This is a genomic window from Neobacillus sp. KR4-4 (genome assembly GCF_042136325.1).
Classification (GTDB): Bacteria; Bacillota; Bacilli; order Bacillales; family Cytobacillaceae; genus Neobacillus.
In genome coordinates, this window is record NZ_JBHHJU010000018.1 from 57,167 (window position 1) to 77,637 (window position 20,471).

Genomic DNA, 20,471 nt, shown 5'->3' on the forward strand with positions numbered 1-20,471 from the left:
CATGAATTCAAATAGAAGATTAGTAGAAGAAGTTTTTAACAACATCCCTTCTGTTGATACAAGCCTTGTGAATGAAATGATTGAAAAGGAACTTAAGAATTTAAATAAAAAAATCATCGTACTCGATGATGACCCAACCGGAGTTCAAACCGTTCATGGAGTTTCGGTTTATACAGATTGGTCTTTAGAAAGTATCGACAAAGGCTTTCAAGAAGACAACTCCATGTTCTTTATCTTAACAAATTCACGTGGATTTACTGCTGCAGAAACAACAAAAGCGCATCAAGAAATTGCCGCTAATATTGTGGAGGCAGCAAAAAGAAACAATCACAAATTTACCATTATCAGCCGTGGTGATTCAACATTAAGAGGCCATTATCCACTAGAAACTCAAGTGTTAAAAGAAACGGTTGAAGCAAACTCAGATAACAGATTTGATGGCGAGGTAATCCTTCCCTTCTTTAAAGAAGGCGGACGCTTCACAATCGATAATATCCACTTTGTTCAATATGATGAGTATCTTGTCCCTGCAGGGGAAACTGAATTTGCGAAAGACCGCACCTTCGGTTATACCAAATCACATTTAGGCGAGTGGGCCGAAGAAAAATCTAATGGTGAATATCAAGCTGAGAATATGACCTATATTTCGCTTGAAAGCCTGCGTGCACTAGATATTGACACCATTGAACAGCAGCTTCTGAAAGTGGAAAACTTTAATAAAGTCATTGTGAATGCAGTTGATTATGCGGATGTCAAAATCTTTACCATTGCTTTAATTAGAGCGATGAATAAAGGAAAGAATTTCATGTTCAGAAGCGCAGCCGCACTAACGAAAGTAATCGGAGGCGTATGCGATAAAAATCTGCTCACTCGTGAGGAAATCATGAGTGAAGATAGCAACAATGGCGGGTTAGTCATTATTGGCTCCCATGTTAAAAAGACAACAGAACAGTTTGAAGAACTGAAAAAGTCTAATGCCGTTGAATTTATCGAATTCAATGTTCATCTTTTACTTGAACCTGAAAAGTTCGAAGCTGAACTTGATAGAGTAATAGAAACCACCAATAAGCTTATTATTGAAGGAAAAAATGTGGCTGTTTATACAAGAAGAGAAAGACTGGATCTCGGAGAAGGCAAGAAAGAAGAAGAACTAAAGCTTGCTGTCAAAATTTCCGATGCCGTTACAAGTATCGTAAAACGGTTAGAAGTAAGACCTTCCTATATTATTGCTAAAGGCGGTATTACCTCTAGTGATATTGGGACAAACGGTCTTGAAGTGAAAAGAGCAACAGTAGCAGGTCAAATCCGGCCTGGAATTCCTGTCTGGACAACAGGCAGCGAGAGCAAGTTCCCGGGAATTTCCTATGTTATCTTCCCAGGAAACGTTGGAACAAAAACAGATTTAAGAGAAGTTGTTGAAATGCTAAGTAAAAAGTAATCAATAAAAAAGAATCAATTTTTCTAAAAAATGGTTTGGCCCAGAAGTAAGGAGTTAACACTCATCATATAGTCGTCTTTCAGCAAGAATGAACCATCATCAAGACTCGGATTATAGAGTTTGAGTGAACTCCTCTTACGGATGCGGCCTCCTTTTATGAAACCACAAAGGGGAAGAGGGAGAAAAAATGCCAATTATTTCAGTTACTATAGGGGTTGCACTGTTATTAGTATTAATGATGGCCTTTAAATTAAACGCCTTCTTATCATTAATTATTGTTTCGCTGGCGGTAGGAATTCTTGAAGGAATGACACCGATTAAGGCAGTCGAATCCATTGAAGCCGGTCTAGGTGGAACACTTGGACATCTTACCATGATTATTATCTTGGGTGCCGTTCTTGGTAAGTTAATGACCGATTCAGGCGGTGCGCAGCGTATCGCGACAACTTTGATTAATGCCTTCGGAGAAAAAAGAGTTCAACTGGCTGCAGTTATTACGGCCGCTGTTGTTGGAATCGCCTTATTCTTTGAAACTGGAGTTGTGGTTTTAATTCCATTAGTATTTACCATTGCCACAGCTGCTAGAGTGCCAGTACTATATCTTGGTATGCCCGTAATTGCTGCCCTGATTACCATGCATGGATTTGTGCCTCCGCACCCAGGTCCAACTGCGGTTGCAAACGTTTTCGGTGCAAATATCGGTTTAACGATGATTTTGGGAATCATCATTGCAATTCCTGCTTTTATTCTTGCAGGTCCCGTTTATACAAAATTATTTAAAAAAGAATCGTTAGATATTGAAATTCCAAAAGGTCTATTTAATCCAAAGAAATTTAAAGAAGAAGAACTTCCTAAATTCGGAATCAGTCTTTTCACAGCCCTTTTACCTGTTATTTTAATTGCGTTACAAGCGATTGTAGAAATTTTTGCCCCTGAATCAGCCATTGCACCGGTAACTGATTTTATTGGGAATGCTAATATTGCCCTTTTAATTTCTGTGATTGTAGCCATCTTTACATTCGGTTTAAATCTTGGTAAGAAAATGCCGGAAATAATGCAATCTCTTAGTGAATCTGTAAGTGGAATTGGTATGATTCTTTTAATCATTGCAGCAGGTGGTGCGTTCAAACAAGTACTGATTGACAGCCACATTGACAAATATATTTCCGATCTTATGGCTGGCTCTAATCTTTCACCACTGCTTCTAACTTGGCTAATCGCCGCAATCCTAAGGATTGCTGTAGGTTCTGCAACAGTAGCAGGTATGACAGCCGCTGGTATTGCTGCACCTCTTGTCGCTTCAACTGGTGCAAGCCCAGAATTGATGGTACTAGCTGCTGGTGCGGGAAGTGTTACCTTCTCACACGTGAATGACGCAGGCTTCTGGATTTACAAAGAATACTTTAATCTAACCATTGGAAAAACCATTAAAACATGGTCTATCATGGTAACGATTATTTCTTTAGTTGGACTTGCTGGTGTCCTAATCTTGGATATGTTTATTTAACATGTAAAAAAGGGATTGTTCTGCTGAACAATCCCTTTTTTGCAATATATCAATCGGGTGCTTGTTTTTTTCGGAACCTAGCACCCCATACCTCTTTCTATATTTTTTGAATTTTAGCAAATACTATATTCATCTTGTTTTCTGATGGAGTGATTCGAGTGTCACGTAAAAAAGCTAATTCGATACATTTCTTCTTATTATTTGTTGTGATGCTTATTCTTATTTGGTCCCTGATTAAACCTGAGGAAGGTTATATGGTCTGGTTGATGGAGGTTTCACCTTCCGTATTAGTTTTAATATTCTTGATATCAAGATATAATCATTTTCGCCTTACCACTGTTTCCTATGTCATTATTACCCTTCTTGTCATTTTAACGTTTATAGGAGGGCATTATTCTTATTCCAAAGTTCCTCTCTTTACATGGATGAAAGATTATTTTGATTTAAAAAGAAACCACTATGATCGGTTTGGTCATTTCCTTAAGGGGTCTATGATCATAGTTATCCTAGAGATATTATTAAGGAAAACAGCTTTATTAAAAAGTAAAATGACAAATTTTATTGCTCTATGTATAACACTAGCAATCGGGGCTTTCTACGAAATCATCGAGTGGGCAAGTACAAAAATAGGGAAAGAAGGGAAAGCCACAAAAGATTTTTTAGGCATGCAAGGAGACATATGGGACGCCCAGTGGGATATGACATTTTTATTAGCAGGTTCCATTCTTTCGCTTTTTTTCACAAAGATCCTTTATAAAGGATTAAAAAAACCTAGATAATGAGTTGGAATCTACATAAAAGGACGCCACCCTTAATGTATGACAAGATTGGTTCCTTACAAACTTCCATTATTCTATTAAAACCCCTCCTTTTCGAAACTAACCAAACGTTTAATTAAAATTGGTCTCAGCACATACCATTACTAGATTTATCTCACTCCACACATAAAAAGATTGTCTTAAACTCTTCCTTTCCCCTAGCCTTGATATACAGCATATTTCCGCAGCTATCTCGTCGATTCTTCCCCCTTATGAATTTCTTCCTGATTTCATTTGACTTGTTTGGTTTATCAACCTTTATGTTAAATAGACCTTCACTAAAATATTGGTCTAGTTTTATTGGTTCTCAAATATATTGTTAATCGGGTTTTTATCAAGTCCTTCACAACTTTTAATGTCTCTGTAGTAAAAGAAATACTGGGTGATTTTAAGGGTCACTAGGTAATTCATTGGTTTGTTGGATGATAAACGCCTACACATTGTTTATCTCAGGAGGAATCACATGTCTACAACTCTAGGAACACAATTTATCCCAATTGCTCGAAAATCCTTTTCCATTAGTTCTAACACCATCACTTCAGCCACAAGTTCAAGCCAGGACCGATTACAGTATCACAAGGCAGTTCTAGAATCCGTGGGAATTACTTCCCTATCATCCCTTGGAACACTTAATTTATCAGGTAATTTAATACCTCAAGCAGGACTTACAAAGCCTGATCCTAATTTAGCGGCCGCGACCACACAGGCATACTTCCAGTCGGCGTATAAAGTAACGAATTCGGCAACCACACCCGTACTTCAACCTGTTGGAGGCCAGGCCACTATTTTGAAAGCAGTCCCATTACCATCTAAAACAGTAACTGCTGCTTCCGTACAAGGTATTACCACACAGATTAATGTAGATACCGCTTATTGGGTAGCAACAGAAATCAATTTACAGGACAATACAACAGTGGTTCTAAAGCAGCCTCAGCGTTATCTTATTTTAATTGCAGAAAAAATTACGATTGGCCAAAATGTTACGTTTACATGGGAAAGGCCAAGTAAATTTAGTCCCGCTAAACCTGGGAAACCTGGGACACCACCTCAAGCACCAACTTCGACTACACTAGTAGGCATTACAGGGACAAATGGTATACATGGTGTCAAAGGCGGCAGAGGCCCGGATGGAAATAGTGCACCTGAATTAGAATTATGGGTTCTTGATTTGATTGGACGTCCTGCTTTTGATTTAAGGGGACAGGATGGAATCACCGGTGGTTCTGGTCAGGACGGCGGGAATGGCGGCCAAGGAGGAAAAGGAAAACCTGCCCAATTAGACTGGTCAGGATTCTGTAAGTCAGGGGCAGGGGCAGGCGGCAACGGAGGAGCTGGAGGAAATGCAGGTCCGGGCGGAGATGGAGGCAATGGCGGGTACGGTGGAAAGCTTTCTTTTTATGCCCCTCAGAACGTGATTAATCAATATCTTCAAGGTTTTTACATAACCGTGGATGGCGGCCGCGGTGGAGCTGGAGGCCAGCCTGGTTATCCGGGTTCAGGCGGTGCTGGAGGACCAGTTGGAGATTCGCTTAAAGCAAACTTTGGTGCCGTTTGTGGACCTGGACCAAGAACCGCTGGCTCAAGAGGTCCTGATGGTGCCTACTCCGGTCAAGGCGCGAGCGGCTATAATGGCGGTAAACTCCCAGATCCAGTAAGTATGCGTGTCATTGATGCCGATGACTTCCGCAGAAAATTACTAGAACCGGCAATTTTTGAAGCAACTCCCGCCTATGCTTATGCAGCGGAAAGCGTAACATTAAAAGGCACACGTTTTACGAAATCGGATGTCGTGCTAATCGATGGTTCACCTGTGCCAACAAACGTTTACAGTGATACTTCCCTGCAATTTTCGGTTCCTTTTATAAGAGGGGGGCAGCACACAATTCAGGTAAAACAATCGGATGGAACATTATCCAATAAAGCCTCATTGTATATTAAACCTAAAGTCGACTCTGTTCAGCAAGATAATAAAGAAAATAAACAGATGCGAGTCAAGCCAGGGAAAAAGGTAACATTAATAGGCAGTGGATTTTCAGAAAATGCCATTGTTCGGATCAATGATCAAGATATGCCAGATGTTACGTTGGTAAGCCCTACCCAGCTGGAGTTCACATTGATTAGACCATCTACAATCGAAGAAAACCCATCAGGTGAGCATGCGGCAGCGCGCGTGATTTTATCAGATGGAACGCCATCTAACACCCTCAATTTAGTATTGGATACCTTTCATATGCTTGTCATTGGTGATTCAGTATCTTGGGGTCAAGGCTTAACAGAACATGAAAAGCACTATTCCCTCGTCGGCAATGCCGTTAAAGCCCGAAATGGAAATATCGGATTCTATACCCAAGTGCTTGCCCATTCTGGGGCAACGATTGGAGTAAATGATCATACAAACACTCCAGCAGTAGATGGAGAAGTGCCTGTTTCTTACCCGACCATCCTACAGCAGTGTGATCTATTTGTCGGGGAACCAACTGAGGTAGATCTTATCATTATGGATGGAGGAATCAATGATGTTAATATGCGAACCGTCCTGAATCCTTTTATTAATGATGATTTGAGTGCCCTTCATCGGACACACTTTCTTAAAAATAGTAAAACGTTATTTACTAAAGTGGCAACTACCTTTCCAAATGCCAAGGTAATTGTAACTGGATACTATCCCCCTGTTTCTGAACACAGTGATTTAAGCGCGGTAGAAGTTTTACTTGTCGCTTTAGGAATTGCAACTGAGGGGCTGCCTGGCGGTGTTGTTGCTGGATTTTTGACTGAACATCACCTGCAGAAAATCCATGCGAGAAGCCTGCAGCTGGCTACCGAGTCAAAATTGTTCCTCCAACAAGCTGTTGATGAAACAAATGCTACCTTGCCGGGCGAAAAACGTTTTTTCTTTGCCGATCCAAATATTGGTGTTGAACACTCTGCACTTACCAAAGATCCTTATTTATTCGGAATTAATTTAGATATGTCCCCACAAGATTTGATCGCTGCTGATCGGCTGATCTCTTGCACTGAAGCTGGCTGTACGGGATTAGACTTTGAAATCTGCAAACGAGCTTCAATGGGTCATCCTAACAATAAAGGGGCAATGGCATACGCAAATGCTATCTACCCGTTTTTATAAGTCAAAAAAAGACGAATCCACACGGATTCGTCTTTTTGCATGATTCGTTATTTCTGGTTCTTTGGAAACTTGGACGCCACTGGTCCTGCCTGTTTATCAGGTTTTTTTGCTTTTAGGCCGGATGCCCAAGATACTTTAGACTCATACCGCTGACTTTGTTCCTTGATGACTAGGTTTTGTAAACGATCTTTGTTCTTTTCGAGGGAATCCTCTAGTGATAGCAGACGCCGGGTTGGGAAGGAAAAGCCCGCTAGAATGGTTGTTATCGTAGGGTCGGTTTCTGAGAAATATGTTCCTTCGAATAATTGTAAGGGCTCTCCAATCCTTTCAAAGATTGATGGTATATTAATGAGCTTCGACATATTCTCTGGTCCTTCATAGATTAAACCAGCTCGAATGACACCTGCTGATTCAACAGGACAGAATATGGAGTTAATCCAAGATTGGTGAATTTCTCTAGATGCGTCAGACATCGTCTTCGCGTCTGTGATCGTGGCAGAAGAGATGATCGTTACTCCTCTGGTATTAAGAATATTCATAAGGTCCGACTCATCAAAGTTACCATAAAAAGAACTCTTATTTGTGACTCGCAGGACATTGTTAATGGCTTCCATGACTTGTTGATTCGAAGAAAGGTAGATTAGATGTTTACTTGACTGTGGGTTAAGCTTACGCATCTGATCATTGTCTACTAGAAATACTGAAGAGATCGCTTCAATTTTGGAAATCTCTTCAATACATTCAGAAGCATTGATTCGGTTTCCAGCTAACACGTTTCGCTCAGGTAAAATAGCAATCGCCCCAACGTTAACACCTGGCAGGTGATCTAATAACATCTCAATTAATAAAGGGCTCATACCTGATCCAGTACCACCGTCGGTCGAGAAGGCCACCAATAACAGCCTTATGTTCTTAAAGGACCCCTTTACAAAGTCAATCAACTCTCGATAATTTTCCTTAACAGCTCTTAATCCTATGGATCTATCTTGACCAGCACCATTATAACCAGGGACAAAATACTTTCTTTCCACCCTCGTGTTTACTATCCCATCACGTTGGTTCGTGTTGATTAGGGCGGTTTGAAAGCCCAAGGTTGTTGCTATCTCAGCTATATTTCCGCCTGCTTGACCTACACCCAAGATTCCAATTGATTTCACCAGATCGCCTCCTTATCCTAATATGATAATACTCAAGTTTTATGAATTTAGACTTTTCATTTTAAAAATGGTGTTTATTTTGGTGTGGAGGGTCATGAAAACTGTCCCCATGATCTTGGCCAACGCCGCGAACCGACACTCTTTCGTCAAAAAACCATTTAGGCTATACTATCCAAACGTTTGGTTAAAACCTCTACAAGTACTGATATATATGAATTCCCTCAGCAAAATAGACAAGAAGAATGTCGAAAATAATTTATTATTTCGCAGGAAATACCCTATCTTTTAACAAAATCAGATAGATTTCTCATCAACTTACATGATTCTACTAAACCCTCACATTTTCGAAACTACACAAACGTTTAATTAAAAGTTACTTCAGCCCCCATCATTCCTAGATTTTTCCACTAGGACACCTGAGAAAAATGTCAACTCTCCCCATAAAAAAAGGAAACAGTCACACCATATTCGGTATGTACCTGTTTCCTTCAGTTAACATTCACTTTGATTCTACCACTATATTCGTCTCATACCCATTCGGATTATTCTCCTGCCATCTCCAAGAATCTCTGCACATGTCTTCAATTCCTCTTACAGCAGTCCATCCTAGTACATTTTTTGCCTTTGAAGGATCGGCATAACAAACGGCCACATCTCCAGGCCGGCGCTCCACGATCTTATACGGAACTTTCACACCAGCTGCTTTTTCAAAAGCTGTTACCATTTCTAATACACTATAACCAGTTCCGGTTCCAAGATTAATAGCATCCACACCAATGGAAGACTTTACTCTTTCAAGCGCTTTCAAATGGCCTAGTGCAAGGTCAACGACGTGAATATAATCCCTTACACCCGAACCATCCACCGTTGGATAATCATTTCCAAACACTTGTAACTCTTTTCTTTTCCCAACAGCGACCTGAGTAATAAACGGCATTAAATTATTAGGGATACCATTGGGATCTTCCCCAATCCTGCCACTCTCATGAGCTCCAATGGGATTGAAGTAACGCAATAAGGTAATACTCCAGCTATCATCTGCAATATGTAGATCACGAAGAATTTCTTCTATCATAAGCTTAGTCCGGCCATATGGATTGGTTGCACTTAGTGGGAAATCTTCAGAAATAGGTACCCGTTCTGGCATACCATACACAGTTGCAGATGAACTAAATACAAGATTCTTCACACCATATTTCTTCATCACATCACAAAGAACAAGCGTTCCAGTGATATTATTATGATAATAATGGAGAGGGATCGAAACGGATTCCCCAACCGCTTTGAGTCCTGCAAAATGGATAACAGCTTCGATCGAATGGTTTGAAAACACATCCTCAAGTCGTTTTCGGTCAAGCAAGTCAACTTCGTAAAACAAAAAGTCTTTACCAGTTATCTCTTTCACTCTACTTAGTGATTCAGGTTTACTATTTGATAATTTATCTAGAACAATAATTTCATAGCCTGCAGATAGCAGCTCTACACAAGTATGACTTCCAATATATCCAGCACCGCCTGTTACCAAAATCGCCATTGACCAACTCTCCTTTTATAAGCACTTATTTACTCAAAATGCATAAGATGCAGCTGTTTAATTCAACTTAAATAAATACAAAAATGGGAATATTCTAATTTTATTATACATAAAAATTACTCATTAGGGCTTCCTAATTTGTTAATTTTTTGAAAAATCAGCTCTAACATAGACTAGTTACTATTTAAAAAATTTATTAATTACATAATAAATCCCCTATCTGCTCATGATAGGGGACTTTCCACTTGATCTATTAATGACTCAGGTGAACTTTAAACGGGGTGGTGTCAGGCACCGCTAGTTCAACTAGAGTATTTAGTTTACCTTTTAATTAAAGACTTTTTGAATGTCCGACCGAAAGCTCTCAGTTCTTGTGCAGGAATCAAGGCCCGACTTTAGAAACTCGAGTGTTACATCTTCTGATTTTACAAGACCCTCAAAACGTAAGTTCTTAATCCACGCCCAAATATCTTCAAGTTTTCTCTTTAAGAAATAAAATTCAAAGGCATCAAAATCAGGAGTCTCATACTTCATATATTTCTTGTATTCATTTAAGAATTGTCTAGCATATGGCTCTGTAATGATTAAAATCAGGTCTTGTTCTTGTGGAGCAAGTTTTAGACATTCCCAGTCAATAAGCATAAGGGATTTCCCTTGCATCACATTCCAATTATGAGCATCTGCGTGGGACAAAACAAACTGGCAGGGTCTGCTTTTCAATGTATTGGATAAATACCTCATTTTGTTAATCTTATCTAATAAAGTGCCTGTATAAGGCTTCACAATTTCTAAAACGTTATCATCTGTATGATCCAAATCGTAATGAATAAAAAAAGATAAGTTTTCGCAGAAATCTATGTCGAAACTTTCGTTTACTTGTTGCTGTTTTAATTCATAAGGGATGTTAGAAGTGTTATTATGAAGTATTCCAAGAATCTTAGCCAGCTCATTTACCTGATTTTGACTTAGCTGTTGGTCGGCAACTGTAGTTCCCTCAATATATTCTGAAAGTAAATAAACGTACTGCTCGTCCTCGCATTTATTCTTTTTCAATTTGGTTAAGATTGGATTAACAAGATTGTTTCTTAAATCAGTATGGTTATACATCCACTTTACTAAGGGAGTATATCTATCAATTGCCTCAATCCACGGAACAATGGACGGCTTTCTTTTGTCATATACTTTTAAAAAATACTTTTCACATTTATCTTCCACGAAAAATGCTAAAGCCGACCAGCCGCCTGGTCGTTGTTCTATTGAAGTTGCTTCAATTCCATAGTTATCATTCAATATAGCAGTAATCCTATTATTAATCTCCATCCGTTCTCCTTTTCTTCCTTTTGATTATTATCCTGCCCTATTCGTACAAAAAAGAGCTACACACCGGCAGCTCTGATTCTCACTTTGGCATCAGGTAGTTACACAAACTAAAGATCATCAGTCGTGTTAAATATATCATTTAATGCAGGTTATGAAATCCCAATTCTGTAAATTCTATCACCCGAATTTCCCTAACCAGTTGGTCATTGATATAAATCTCAACAATCGGAGAATATCGGTCAGGAATGATTCGATTGATACTCCATATTTTCCCCAATGTCTGTATGCAAAACATATTTTCCATTCCAGGTTTTCTGCCTTCTCTAAGAAAAATTCGAGCAGGACCAAATTCGTTTGCTGGATTATGACCGAGTACTACTACTTCATCACATGGTGTGGGAGATTGACCAATGAGGACTACAGTTATAAAGCCGTCTTTTCTATATGCATCCGCTTCAGTAAGCATAAAATTTTCTCCTTCTATTAAATCAATAAACTTCCTGTAGTTTTTATTATATGTATTGACCGATGGCAGGGTACCTAACCTAAGTCTCCCCATCGCGTAACCATAGGCCGCCGCCCCATTAATAAAAAAACTCTGTAACAAGTACAGAGTTTTGCTGTAAAGCGGTTTAAAAAGGATGATCGGTCACATCTTTCGTGTGGGTGTCAGGCACCATAGGAGGCACCATAGGGAAAGTAATCACAGCCTTAAATAAATCTCCGTCCACGTGGATGTTAAATTTACCCTTTTGAGCTTCGATGAGGCTTTTTGCAATTGATAACCCCAGCCCGCTGCCCTGGCTGGATCGGGATTCATCGCCCCGCTTAAAACGTTCCATTAATTCATCTGCTGAAATATTTAACTCATAGGCGGAAATATTCTTAAAGCTAAGCTGAATTTCACGATCGTCAGCCTCGATATCGATATAAACTCTGGAACCACTTTGCGCATATTTAAAGATATTCGATAATAGGTTTTCAATCGATCTCCAAAGTAATTTTCCATCCGCTTTAATATACTTCTTATCCTTGGGATGATTCAGCTTGAATTGCAAATGGGAGGCTTCAATTCTATCATTTACCTCGCCAAGCCCCTGGGTAATTAAAGACACAATATCAATTTTCTCAAAATCAACGGAAATATTTCCACTCGTCGCTTTAGCCGCCTCAAATAAATCATCCGTTAGTAGTTTTAGTCTTTTTGATTTTTGATCCAAGATCTCGATGTATTCGGCAGCTCTTGGCGTGACCTCCTCCCCTTTTAGTAAATCCACATACGTAATGATGGAGGTTAACGGTGTTCGAATATCATGAGATACATTGGTGATTAACTCCGTCTTTAAACGCTCACTTTTGAGTTCACGATCAACAGCCATAGTCAATCCATCCGTGATGCTGTTGATATTGTTCGCAAGGGTTTTAAACTCCCCACGGTCCACTACATCGATTCGATGCTGAAGATTTCCAGCCTTAATCCTTTCCACTCCATCCTGAATCACTTGAAAACTCTTAACTTTTTTATAAGCAAACCAGGCTGCCAGACCAATGGTAACCGGGAACATAAAAAACGTTACCGCAACCAATAATGGGTAGCCAATGACGATTAATACCGTCTTAACCGCGACATTTCCTGACTCATAGACATTTCTTACAATAGTGATAAGCTTATGGATAATCGCAAAAATCAAGGTATGTTTAAAGAACGTTTTATTTTTAATATGTTTAGCCAGTGAGAGAATCAGCACAAATACGACGGCTGAAATCGGGATCGTGATAGGAATGGCCATTTTATCAATGTTTTGTTGTGCCACATTATCCATCCATGTTCCCCAAATGGTCATTAAGCTAATACATAGCGCGATATTGATATCATTGTATAATCTGTTTACTGTATGAAGATGTACATGGTCATCTTTAAATGACCTTCTTCCTGTAACGAGGAGGAGATAGCCAAAGGAAAGGAGGAAACCTAGCAAAAATGCTGCTAAAATAGAAAGATTCTTTGTGACCAGTGCTTTATCTTGATTCCACTCGTTTATTTTTTGGCTTAAAAAGTCGTCGGTAAACGCAATATATACCACCGTCTTGTCTTGGTTCAATTCCTCAATTGGATCTGTAATAAATCGAAATTGCTCACTCTCTTCGATTTCTTTCGGATAAACCTCTCTCTTATAATCCCCAAACACCAGATATGCAGGATACTCTTTAAACTGGCTTTTTTCTTTCATTGTCGTGTTCGTATAGACATTTACACCATCACTGGCATAAAACAACGGATTTCTCTGCTCCGTGAGCTCTTGCAATAAGGCATGATAATTCCTTAAATCCTCCCTGATCAACCTTTCCCGAATCGGTTTAATCTTGTCGGCATACTCTGTTTGAAAGGTGGAATAGTTCTCCGCTTCACTAAAATCCGGCCGATAGCTCTTAGAATATTGCTGAAAATCGGAATATAACCCCATTGCTTCATCCCTTAATCTTTCTTCACGAATCGATCCGCCCTTTATAATATGGTCCTCACTCTTATATTCCCTAAGAAGGGTAGTAAGATTGTCCACAATCTTTTCATTTTCTCTAATATATGCATTACTTGAAAGATAGTCCTCTTCCATCACCATGCCAAAATAGCCATCATGGGCTACCTCCACCTGGATCACCGCTTGGATGATCCCTGTCAAACAAACGACTGCAATCATCAAAACAATGATTTTCGTTGTTAATACGTGGCTAAATTTTTTCAACTTTATATCCAACTCCCCACACCACCTTTAAATATTTCGGTTCCTTCGGATTGATTTCTATTTTCTCTCTTATTTTTCTAATATGTACGGATACGGTATTTTCAGGACTAAATGAGGTTTCATTCCATACCCTTTCATAGATATCCTCAATCGAAAAAACTCTTCCGGCGTTAGCCGTCAGCAATTTCAAAATCTTATACTGCACCGGTGTAAGATGGACCACTTCCCCATCGACTGTAATGATTTTACTTTCATCATCGATGACCAGTCCTCCCGTCCGAAAGACATTCTTTTTCGTTTCAAGACTTCCCAATGTGGTATATCTCCTCAACTGGGACTTCACCCTTGCGATCAACTCGAGGGGATTAAACGGCTTAGTGAGATAATCATCTGCCCCTATATTCAATCCGATAATTTTATCCGAATCCTCCGATTTAGCAGAAAGCATAATCAACGGGATATTATTTTCTTCCCTAATCTTCATCGTGGCCCTTAGCCCATCCATCATTGGCATCATAATATCCATGATAATCAGATGAATCTCATGATCTTTGATGAGATTGATGGCTTCCAAACCATTAAACGCTTTAAATAGTTGATATCCTTCATTTTCTAAATAAATTCCGATCGCATCGACGATCTCCTTATCATCATCACAAATCAACACGTTCATGGAAATTCACTCCCCACTCTGGCCTTTACTATTTCCTTTTAGTATGCCTGCAAAAAGAATCATATCAAGTAAATCTTAACAAACACATGATGAAAATCTTAAGATTTTCTTAACACGGGTATTTGTGGTATGGGTATATATTTAAAAATAAAACTCGCCAAAGTAAATTTGGCGAGCATCTTTATTAGTTTATAGAACTGCATTTCTTTTTAAATAAGGAGGCCAGTCATTCATTCATTGAGTAACCTGCAAAAGTAATAAGCGGAGATTTTCCGGTTAAATGAAAAATGGAGCTCGTTTCGGGGTAAATAAGCGGAATTTTTCCGGTTATGTAGTGCAAAACCTCCCCTTTTCATCGTTTCCCGAGTAGATAGGCGGAATTTCTCCGCCTATTTAAGCCTTTTTTAATAATAATTTTGAAATAAGCGGAATTTTTCCGTCTATTTATCCGCTGGGGTGCTCAACTCAACTGAAAAAAGCAAAGGGGACATGACCCCTCAGCTAAATCCTTTCTACGCTCGGCGCATATATGCGCGTACGGTGATCGGTGCAAAGATGGCGACAATGACAGCAGCCCCAATGAGGGAGATGCCGAAATCCATCCCAATGGTTCCCGAATTGGCAAGCTCTCTGACAGCTGTCACAAGATGCGACACGGGATTGATCTTCACGAACCACTGAAGCCAATTAGGCATGGTTTCAACTGGAACAAACGCATTAGAAAGGAACGTAAGCGGGAACAGCACGAGCATCGAGATTCCTTGTACGCTTGAAGCCGTTCGTGCAATCACACCGAAGAAGGCAAAAATCCAGCTAATTGCCCAAGAGCAGGCAATCACAAGTATGCCAGCGATGACGACAAAACCTAAGCCCCCATCAGGTCTATACCCCATAATATATCCCATAACAAAAGTAAGCACAGTGGCAATGGTATACCGAATGTTATCTGCCAACAACGCTCCTGCTAACGGAGCAATACGTGCGATCGGCAATGACTTAAATCGATCAAACACTCCTTTATCCATGTCCTCCCGCAGCTGGACGCCAGTGACAATGGAGGTGGAAATCACCGTTTGAACGAGGATCCCAGGAATAATGACGGGTAAATAGTTCTGGACGTTCCCAGAGATCGCCCCGCCAAAAATGTAAGTAAACATCAGAGTGAAAATGATGGGCTGAAGCGTAACATCAAATAATTGTTCAGGTGTGCGGCGAATTTTCAACAACCCACGATAGGCCATGGTAAATGAGTTACGGACTGTTTGACCGAAACTCGTGTTATTCTTTAATGGGCGCTCAGAAAACGACTTCGTATGATTACTCATTTGCCCACCTCCACTGCTTCTCCCCATTTAGTTGACGGGTCCTCTACACCATGACCCGTAAGGTTTAGAAAAACTTCGTCGAGTGTCGGTTTTTGTACACTCAACTCCGCCAATTGGATTCCTGACTCACGGAACGCGATCAGTAAGTCCGTCACTTTATTTGCATCGGCCATTGGTGCAATAATCTTCACACCTTCGGACGACACACTCGACTTCACTTTGAGTACCCGCTCAACTGCTTGACGAGCGTTCTCCATATCTTTTGTATCTTCTAATCGCAAATGTAACGATGAGTTCCCAACGGACGCTTTTAATTCGTCCACCGTTCCCTCGGCAACCACATGGCCACGGTCGATAACCGCTATCCGATCCGCAAGTTCATCTGCCTCTTGCAAGTACTGCGTCGTTAACAATACCGTGGACCCCATCTTTACCAATCGGCGGATGGTCTCCCACATTTGATTCCGTGTTCGCGGGTCCAATCCGGTGGTCGGCTCATCCAAGAAGATCAGCGGCGGCTGTGTAATCAGACTTGCAGCTAAATCTAATCGGCGCCGCATACCACCAGAGAAATTTTTCAATGGACGTTTGGCAGCTTCCGTTAAGCCAAATTCCTCCAACAACTCGTTTGCTTTCCGCTTTGATTCCGCACGGCCTAGTCCTAACAATCGAGAAAAGATGACCAAATTCTCCGTTGCACTAAGTGACTCGTCAACGGACGCGTACTGTCCAGTCACTCCAATGAGTTGACGTACAATCTGTGCCTCTTTTACAACATCATAACCAAAGATCTTTGCTGAACCTGCGTCTGCTCGCAAAAGTGTCGCCAGCATTCTGATGGTGGTCGTTTTCCCTGCTCCATTGGGACCAAGGACACCGTAAATGGTTCCTGCACGTACGTTCAAATCTACCCCATCAACAGCACGGTTGTCGCCAAACGTTTTAACAAGTCCACGCGCCTCCACCGCCCAATCTCCATTTTCCGGAAAGGCGGTTTTTCCATTTATAAGACTCATTCCATCTCCTCCTCATCAATCTGAATACATAAGAGAGTACCAAACATTTGTGAATTCAAGATGAACAAATTTCATCTAGGCTTGCCCCTTTATTTACATGGGCTTTTAAAAATGCCGTGTTAGGATTCATTGATGATATTTGCCATTATCCGAACTATCGCTCTATAATGGTGGTCAAAGACGGGAAATTGTAGGCGTATTAGGAGGTATGAGATATGAAGATCAATAGAATAGATCATGTGAGTATTAACGTAAATGATCTTTCAGCGGCTAAAGCGTTTTTTCTTGATTTAGGACTTGAAGTGCAGGCGGAATGGGAATTGGATGGAGTACTGTTAGACAAGATCGTTGGGCTGAATAATGTTAAAACGGCATGTGTAGGAATGGGGATGCCAGATGGTCAGGCATGGATCGAGTTAGTCAAATTTTATACGCCGGCAGATGAAAATGGTATTCAGGAACCTTTGGCAAATACGCTAGGTATCCGGCATATTTGCTTTGCTGTTGAAGATATTGAAGCAATTGTTGCCAAATTGAAAAAGAAGGGCACGGAAATCTTTAGTGAGATACAGCAATATGAAGATAGTTATAAGCTATGCTACGTTCGCGGCCCAGAGGGAATTATTTTAGAGTTGGCGGAGAAAATCAGCTAAATATGGAGTTGGACCACCAGCTTTAAAGATTTCTACATGCACCATCCGATGCGTTAGCTGAAAAAAAATTAGGCTGTCATGGTATGGCAGCCTAATGTAATAATTACTATTCTACGATTAATTCATCACTTTCCAGAATTCCTCAGACACTACTTGATAGCCTGCGAGACTCAAATGAATGTTTGCTGGATTTGGAAGGTACTCTGCAAAATTTGCTACATTAATAACTTGTGCAGTTGGTACAAACGTATCACCATTCTGTATGGCCAGTGATTGAATCTCTCCATTAAATAAGAGTAATAATTGTTCTAACTGCGCTTTTTGCTGCACATCAGTGATATATGGGAATGGGTTGTAATAGCCCATCACATAAACCTTCACATTCGGATTCAATTGGTCGATTGTGCTTAAAATGGTGTTCAACTTTACAGAAATTTTTCCAAGCTCTGCTGGAGCCTGAGTTGGATTTGCTTGAATAGCTGGAAGGACGGCAAGCAGATCATTCGCCCCAATATCAATCGTGACATGAGTGGCTTCTTTTATTTCTTTTTGGACGTCTGCTCTACTGAAATCAGCTATGACATGATCCGTTTTATATCCAGACACACCAAAGTTATCAAAATCTAGCAACTGATAGGACTTTTCAAAATTCGCAGCAATATAATTTGGGTATCCCCAATCTAAATCTACTCCGTCTACCGGAATTCTATCTACTCCATAAGGAGTCATACCAGCCGCTAAGGAATCACCTAAAGCAACATATTGGACTTGAATCCGTGCTCCATCTGCACCTAATTTATAGCCATCCACTGTGGTATTGGCTGCCATTACTCCATCTTTATTGAAAAAATACCATTTGACATTGATTTGCTTCCAGCCTGTGACCCTTGACCCGTCGGTATTAAGGTAGTACCTTTTCCCTGATACATCTAACCAACCGGTTTTCATCACACCTGTGCTATCAAGATAATACCATTTACCGCTTACTGTTACCCAGCCGGTTTTCATTACGCCTGAGCCATCCAGGTAATACTTTTTGCCGCTGACTGTAACCCAGCCGGTTTTCATCACACCTGAACCATCCAGGTAATATTTTTTACCGCTCACGGTGATCCAGCCGGTTTTCATTACACCTGAGCCATCCAGGTAATACTTTTTACCGCTTACTGTGATCCAGCCTTTTTTCATTACACCTGAGCCATCCAGGTAATACTTTTTACCGCTTACGGTAACCCAGCCGGTTTTCATGACTCCTGAACCATCCAGGTAATATTTTTTACCGCTTACGGTGATCCAGCCGGTTTTCATCACGCCTGAGCCATCCAGGTAATATTTTTTACCGCTTACTGTGATCCAGCCGCCTTTTTTCATTACACCTGAACTATCAAGGTAATATTTTTTGCCGCTTACGGTGACCCAGCCTTTTTTCATTACACCTGAACTATCAAGGTAATATTTTTTGCCGCTTACGGTGACCCAGCCTTTTTTCATTACACCTGACTTATCCAGGTAATATTTTTTGCCGCTCACGGTAACCCAGCCGGTTTTCATCACACCTGACTTATTAAGGTAATACTTTTTGCCTTTGACGGTGATCCAGCCGGTTTTCATCACACCGTTTTTATCTAAATAATATTTAGAGCCTTTATATGTAAGCCATCCCGTCTTCATGACACCGTTTTTGTCAAAGTAATAACGTTTACTACCAATGGTCTTCCAGCCTTTTTGTTTTACACCTTTAACATAGTAATATCGTTTTCCATTCGTTTTTTTCCAACCGCTCTTTTTTGCACTACTGGTCTTTACTTTTGTACTTTCCTTTGGGCTTACACTTGAACTTTTCCCATTCGGGTAATGATATTCCCCGTAGGAAAGTCCCCATTTTTCACAGTTTGTCCAGCAATAATGCCCCCCATTAGAGTCCGTCCTACCTGGATGTGCATAGGCAGATAAAGGAACCGATAACATGACCAGCGCACAAACGATAGCGAAGAGTGATTTCTTCATAAAATTCCCCCTTAAAATATAACTTTCTAACTATTGCAATAATTTAAATATTGCATTAATAGTATAGTATATAAGTACTGTTTTTAGAAGATGTTTTATAGATAAATAGTATGGAAACCTACTAAACTAAGAAGTTGAAAAAGTAAGCAGTCGAAGCCTTAAAAAAATACAAGAAGGCCCATTTCCGTTCATGTCTGGAATGGACCTTCTTGTATTGTGATATGAACATCTTGAAATCATTTCTATTCATTCGAATCAATAGATGTCACTATTTTCTCGCAAATTTCATGGGTAATCAGTGAATCTTCAATAGATGGTTCCGGTGTGCGATTTTGTTGAACGCACTCAATAAAATGATCTATTAATTGATAAAAGCCGCGTTTATACAGGGTCGGCTCCCAGTCACCGAATTTTGAAATAGTTACTTCTTTATTATGATAGTGCGTGGTTTCTACGAGACTGTTTACGACGTATTTATCCTGCCCTGTCGTGTATTCAATGATTTCTTCTGTGACCCCGCTATTTCTGTTCATGATCCCGAGAACGGTACACCCTTCTCCAAGAAGCGTGATGACCAAATGCTCCAGCATTTCACCCTTTTTAAGGTACTCTACCTTGACATCCTTGACCTCAGTATCCATTAAAAACCGGAGTGTATCGACAACATGGATAAAATCTTCCACAACAAACCTTCGTACAAAATCTGGCGCTGAAAATCTATTTTTCTGCATGATAATGAAGTTGGCTTTTCCCTTTTCTTTCAGCTCGTTGACTTTCGGGATAAATCTTCGATTAAAACCTACCATGGCGATCGTACCGTTCTCTTTTGCCAGCTCAACAATGGTTTTGGTTTCATGAATATTCATCGATATCGGCTTATCAATATATGTATGGATCCCATTTCTTAGTAATGTTTCAGCTATTTCAAAATGGGCCTCTGTCGCCGTACTCACAATGGCTGCATCGATGCCCATTTTAATCAGTTCTTCTACCGACTGAACCTTTTCTGGAATCCGATATTTTTTTGAGAAGCGGTGTAACGTGTCTTGATTTCTTGTACAAAGCACTAATTCAATCCCTTCCTTTTCCGAAAGAACAGGCAGGTAGGCTTTTTTAGCAATATCACCCAATCCAATAATTGCTATTTTCATC

15 protein-coding genes are annotated in these 20,471 nt (G+C 40.2%); 5 read left to right on the forward strand and 10 right to left on the reverse strand.

Annotated elements, in window-relative coordinates; genetic code table 11:
* Nucleotide 1: 1 nt before the first annotated feature.
* The 4 genes from ACE198_RS17790 (at nucleotide 2) to ACE198_RS17805 (ending at nucleotide 6,890) form a co-directional block, all read left to right on the forward strand.
* Nucleotides 2-1,438, forward strand: coding sequence for a four-carbon acid sugar kinase family protein (locus tag ACE198_RS17790; RefSeq protein WP_375376492.1), 1,437 nt, complete (start codon nucleotides 2-4; stop codon nucleotides 1,436-1,438).
* A gap of 187 nt (nucleotides 1,439-1,625) precedes the next feature.
* Complete coding sequence (locus ACE198_RS17795) at nucleotides 1,626-2,945, forward strand: gluconate:H+ symporter (protein ID WP_375376493.1); 1,320 nt, start codon at nucleotides 1,626-1,628, stop codon at nucleotides 2,943-2,945.
* 158 nt (nucleotides 2,946-3,103) lie between these two features.
* Entirely contained in the window at nucleotides 3,104-3,724 is a 621-nt protein-coding gene (locus tag ACE198_RS17800; RefSeq protein ID WP_375376494.1) for a DUF2238 domain-containing protein, read from the forward strand.
* A 502-nt stretch (nucleotides 3,725-4,226) separates the two neighbouring features.
* On the forward strand, nucleotides 4,227-6,890 hold the full coding sequence (locus tag ACE198_RS17805) for an SGNH/GDSL hydrolase family protein (RefSeq protein WP_375376495.1): 2,664 nt from the start codon (nucleotides 4,227-4,229) through the stop codon (nucleotides 6,888-6,890).
* Nucleotides 6,891-6,937: 47 nt separating this feature from the next.
* Here the strand turns inward: ACE198_RS17805 and ACE198_RS17810 are convergent, their stop codons facing one another.
* The 8 genes from ACE198_RS17810 to ACE198_RS17845 form a co-directional block, all read right to left on the reverse strand.
* Entirely contained in the window at nucleotides 6,938-8,047 is a 1,110-nt protein-coding gene (locus ACE198_RS17810) for an FtsZ/tubulin family protein (RefSeq protein WP_375376496.1), read from the reverse strand.
* A gap of 499 nt (nucleotides 8,048-8,546) precedes the next feature.
* Nucleotides 8,547-9,581, reverse strand: a complete 1,035-nt coding sequence (gene galE, locus ACE198_RS17815) for a UDP-glucose 4-epimerase GalE (protein ID WP_375376497.1) — start codon at nucleotides 9,579-9,581, stop codon at nucleotides 8,547-8,549.
* A gap of 327 nt (nucleotides 9,582-9,908) precedes the next feature.
* A complete protein-coding gene (locus ACE198_RS17820; protein ID WP_375376498.1) occupies nucleotides 9,909-10,901 on the reverse strand; it encodes an aminoglycoside phosphotransferase family protein in 993 nt (330 codons plus the stop codon).
* A gap of 139 nt (nucleotides 10,902-11,040) precedes the next feature.
* Nucleotides 11,041-11,367, reverse strand: a complete 327-nt coding sequence (locus ACE198_RS17825) for a hypothetical protein (protein ID WP_375376499.1) — start codon at nucleotides 11,365-11,367, stop codon at nucleotides 11,041-11,043.
* 166 nt (nucleotides 11,368-11,533) lie between these two features.
* Nucleotides 11,534-13,645, reverse strand: coding sequence for a HAMP domain-containing sensor histidine kinase (locus ACE198_RS17830; RefSeq protein WP_375376500.1), 2,112 nt, complete (start codon nucleotides 13,643-13,645; stop codon nucleotides 11,534-11,536).
* Nucleotides 13,632-14,318 (reverse strand): response regulator transcription factor, encoded by a 687-nt coding sequence (locus tag ACE198_RS17835; RefSeq protein WP_375376501.1) that lies wholly within the window; start codon nucleotides 14,316-14,318, stop codon nucleotides 13,632-13,634. The genes ACE198_RS17830 and ACE198_RS17835 overlap by 14 nt, the downstream gene beginning before the upstream one ends.
* A gap of 512 nt (nucleotides 14,319-14,830) precedes the next feature.
* Nucleotides 14,831-15,643, reverse strand: coding sequence for an ABC transporter permease (locus ACE198_RS17840; protein WP_375376502.1), 813 nt, complete (start codon nucleotides 15,641-15,643; stop codon nucleotides 14,831-14,833).
* A complete protein-coding gene (locus ACE198_RS17845) occupies nucleotides 15,640-16,659 on the reverse strand; it encodes an ATP-binding cassette domain-containing protein (RefSeq protein ID WP_375376503.1) in 1,020 nt (339 codons plus the stop codon). The genes ACE198_RS17840 and ACE198_RS17845 overlap by 4 nt, the downstream gene beginning before the upstream one ends.
* 215 nt (nucleotides 16,660-16,874) lie before the next feature.
* Here ACE198_RS17845 and ACE198_RS17850 point away from each other — a divergent pair, with 215 nt between their 5' ends.
* On the forward strand, nucleotides 16,875-17,312 hold the full coding sequence (locus ACE198_RS17850) for a VOC family protein (protein WP_375376504.1): 438 nt from the start codon (nucleotides 16,875-16,877) through the stop codon (nucleotides 17,310-17,312).
* Between the two features lie 117 nt (nucleotides 17,313-17,429).
* On the opposite strand, the gene ACE198_RS17855 is transcribed toward ACE198_RS17850, so the two are convergent.
* Both ACE198_RS17855 and ACE198_RS17860 read right to left on the reverse strand, forming a co-directional pair.
* On the reverse strand, nucleotides 17,430-19,319 hold the full coding sequence (locus ACE198_RS17855; RefSeq protein WP_375376505.1) for a GDSL-type esterase/lipase family protein: 1,890 nt from the start codon (nucleotides 19,317-19,319) through the stop codon (nucleotides 17,430-17,432).
* Nucleotides 19,320-19,561: 242 nt separating this feature from the next.
* Entirely contained in the window at nucleotides 19,562-20,470 is a 909-nt protein-coding gene (locus ACE198_RS17860) for a Gfo/Idh/MocA family protein (RefSeq protein WP_375376506.1), read from the reverse strand.
* Between the last annotated feature and the right edge of the window lies 1 nt (nucleotide 20,471).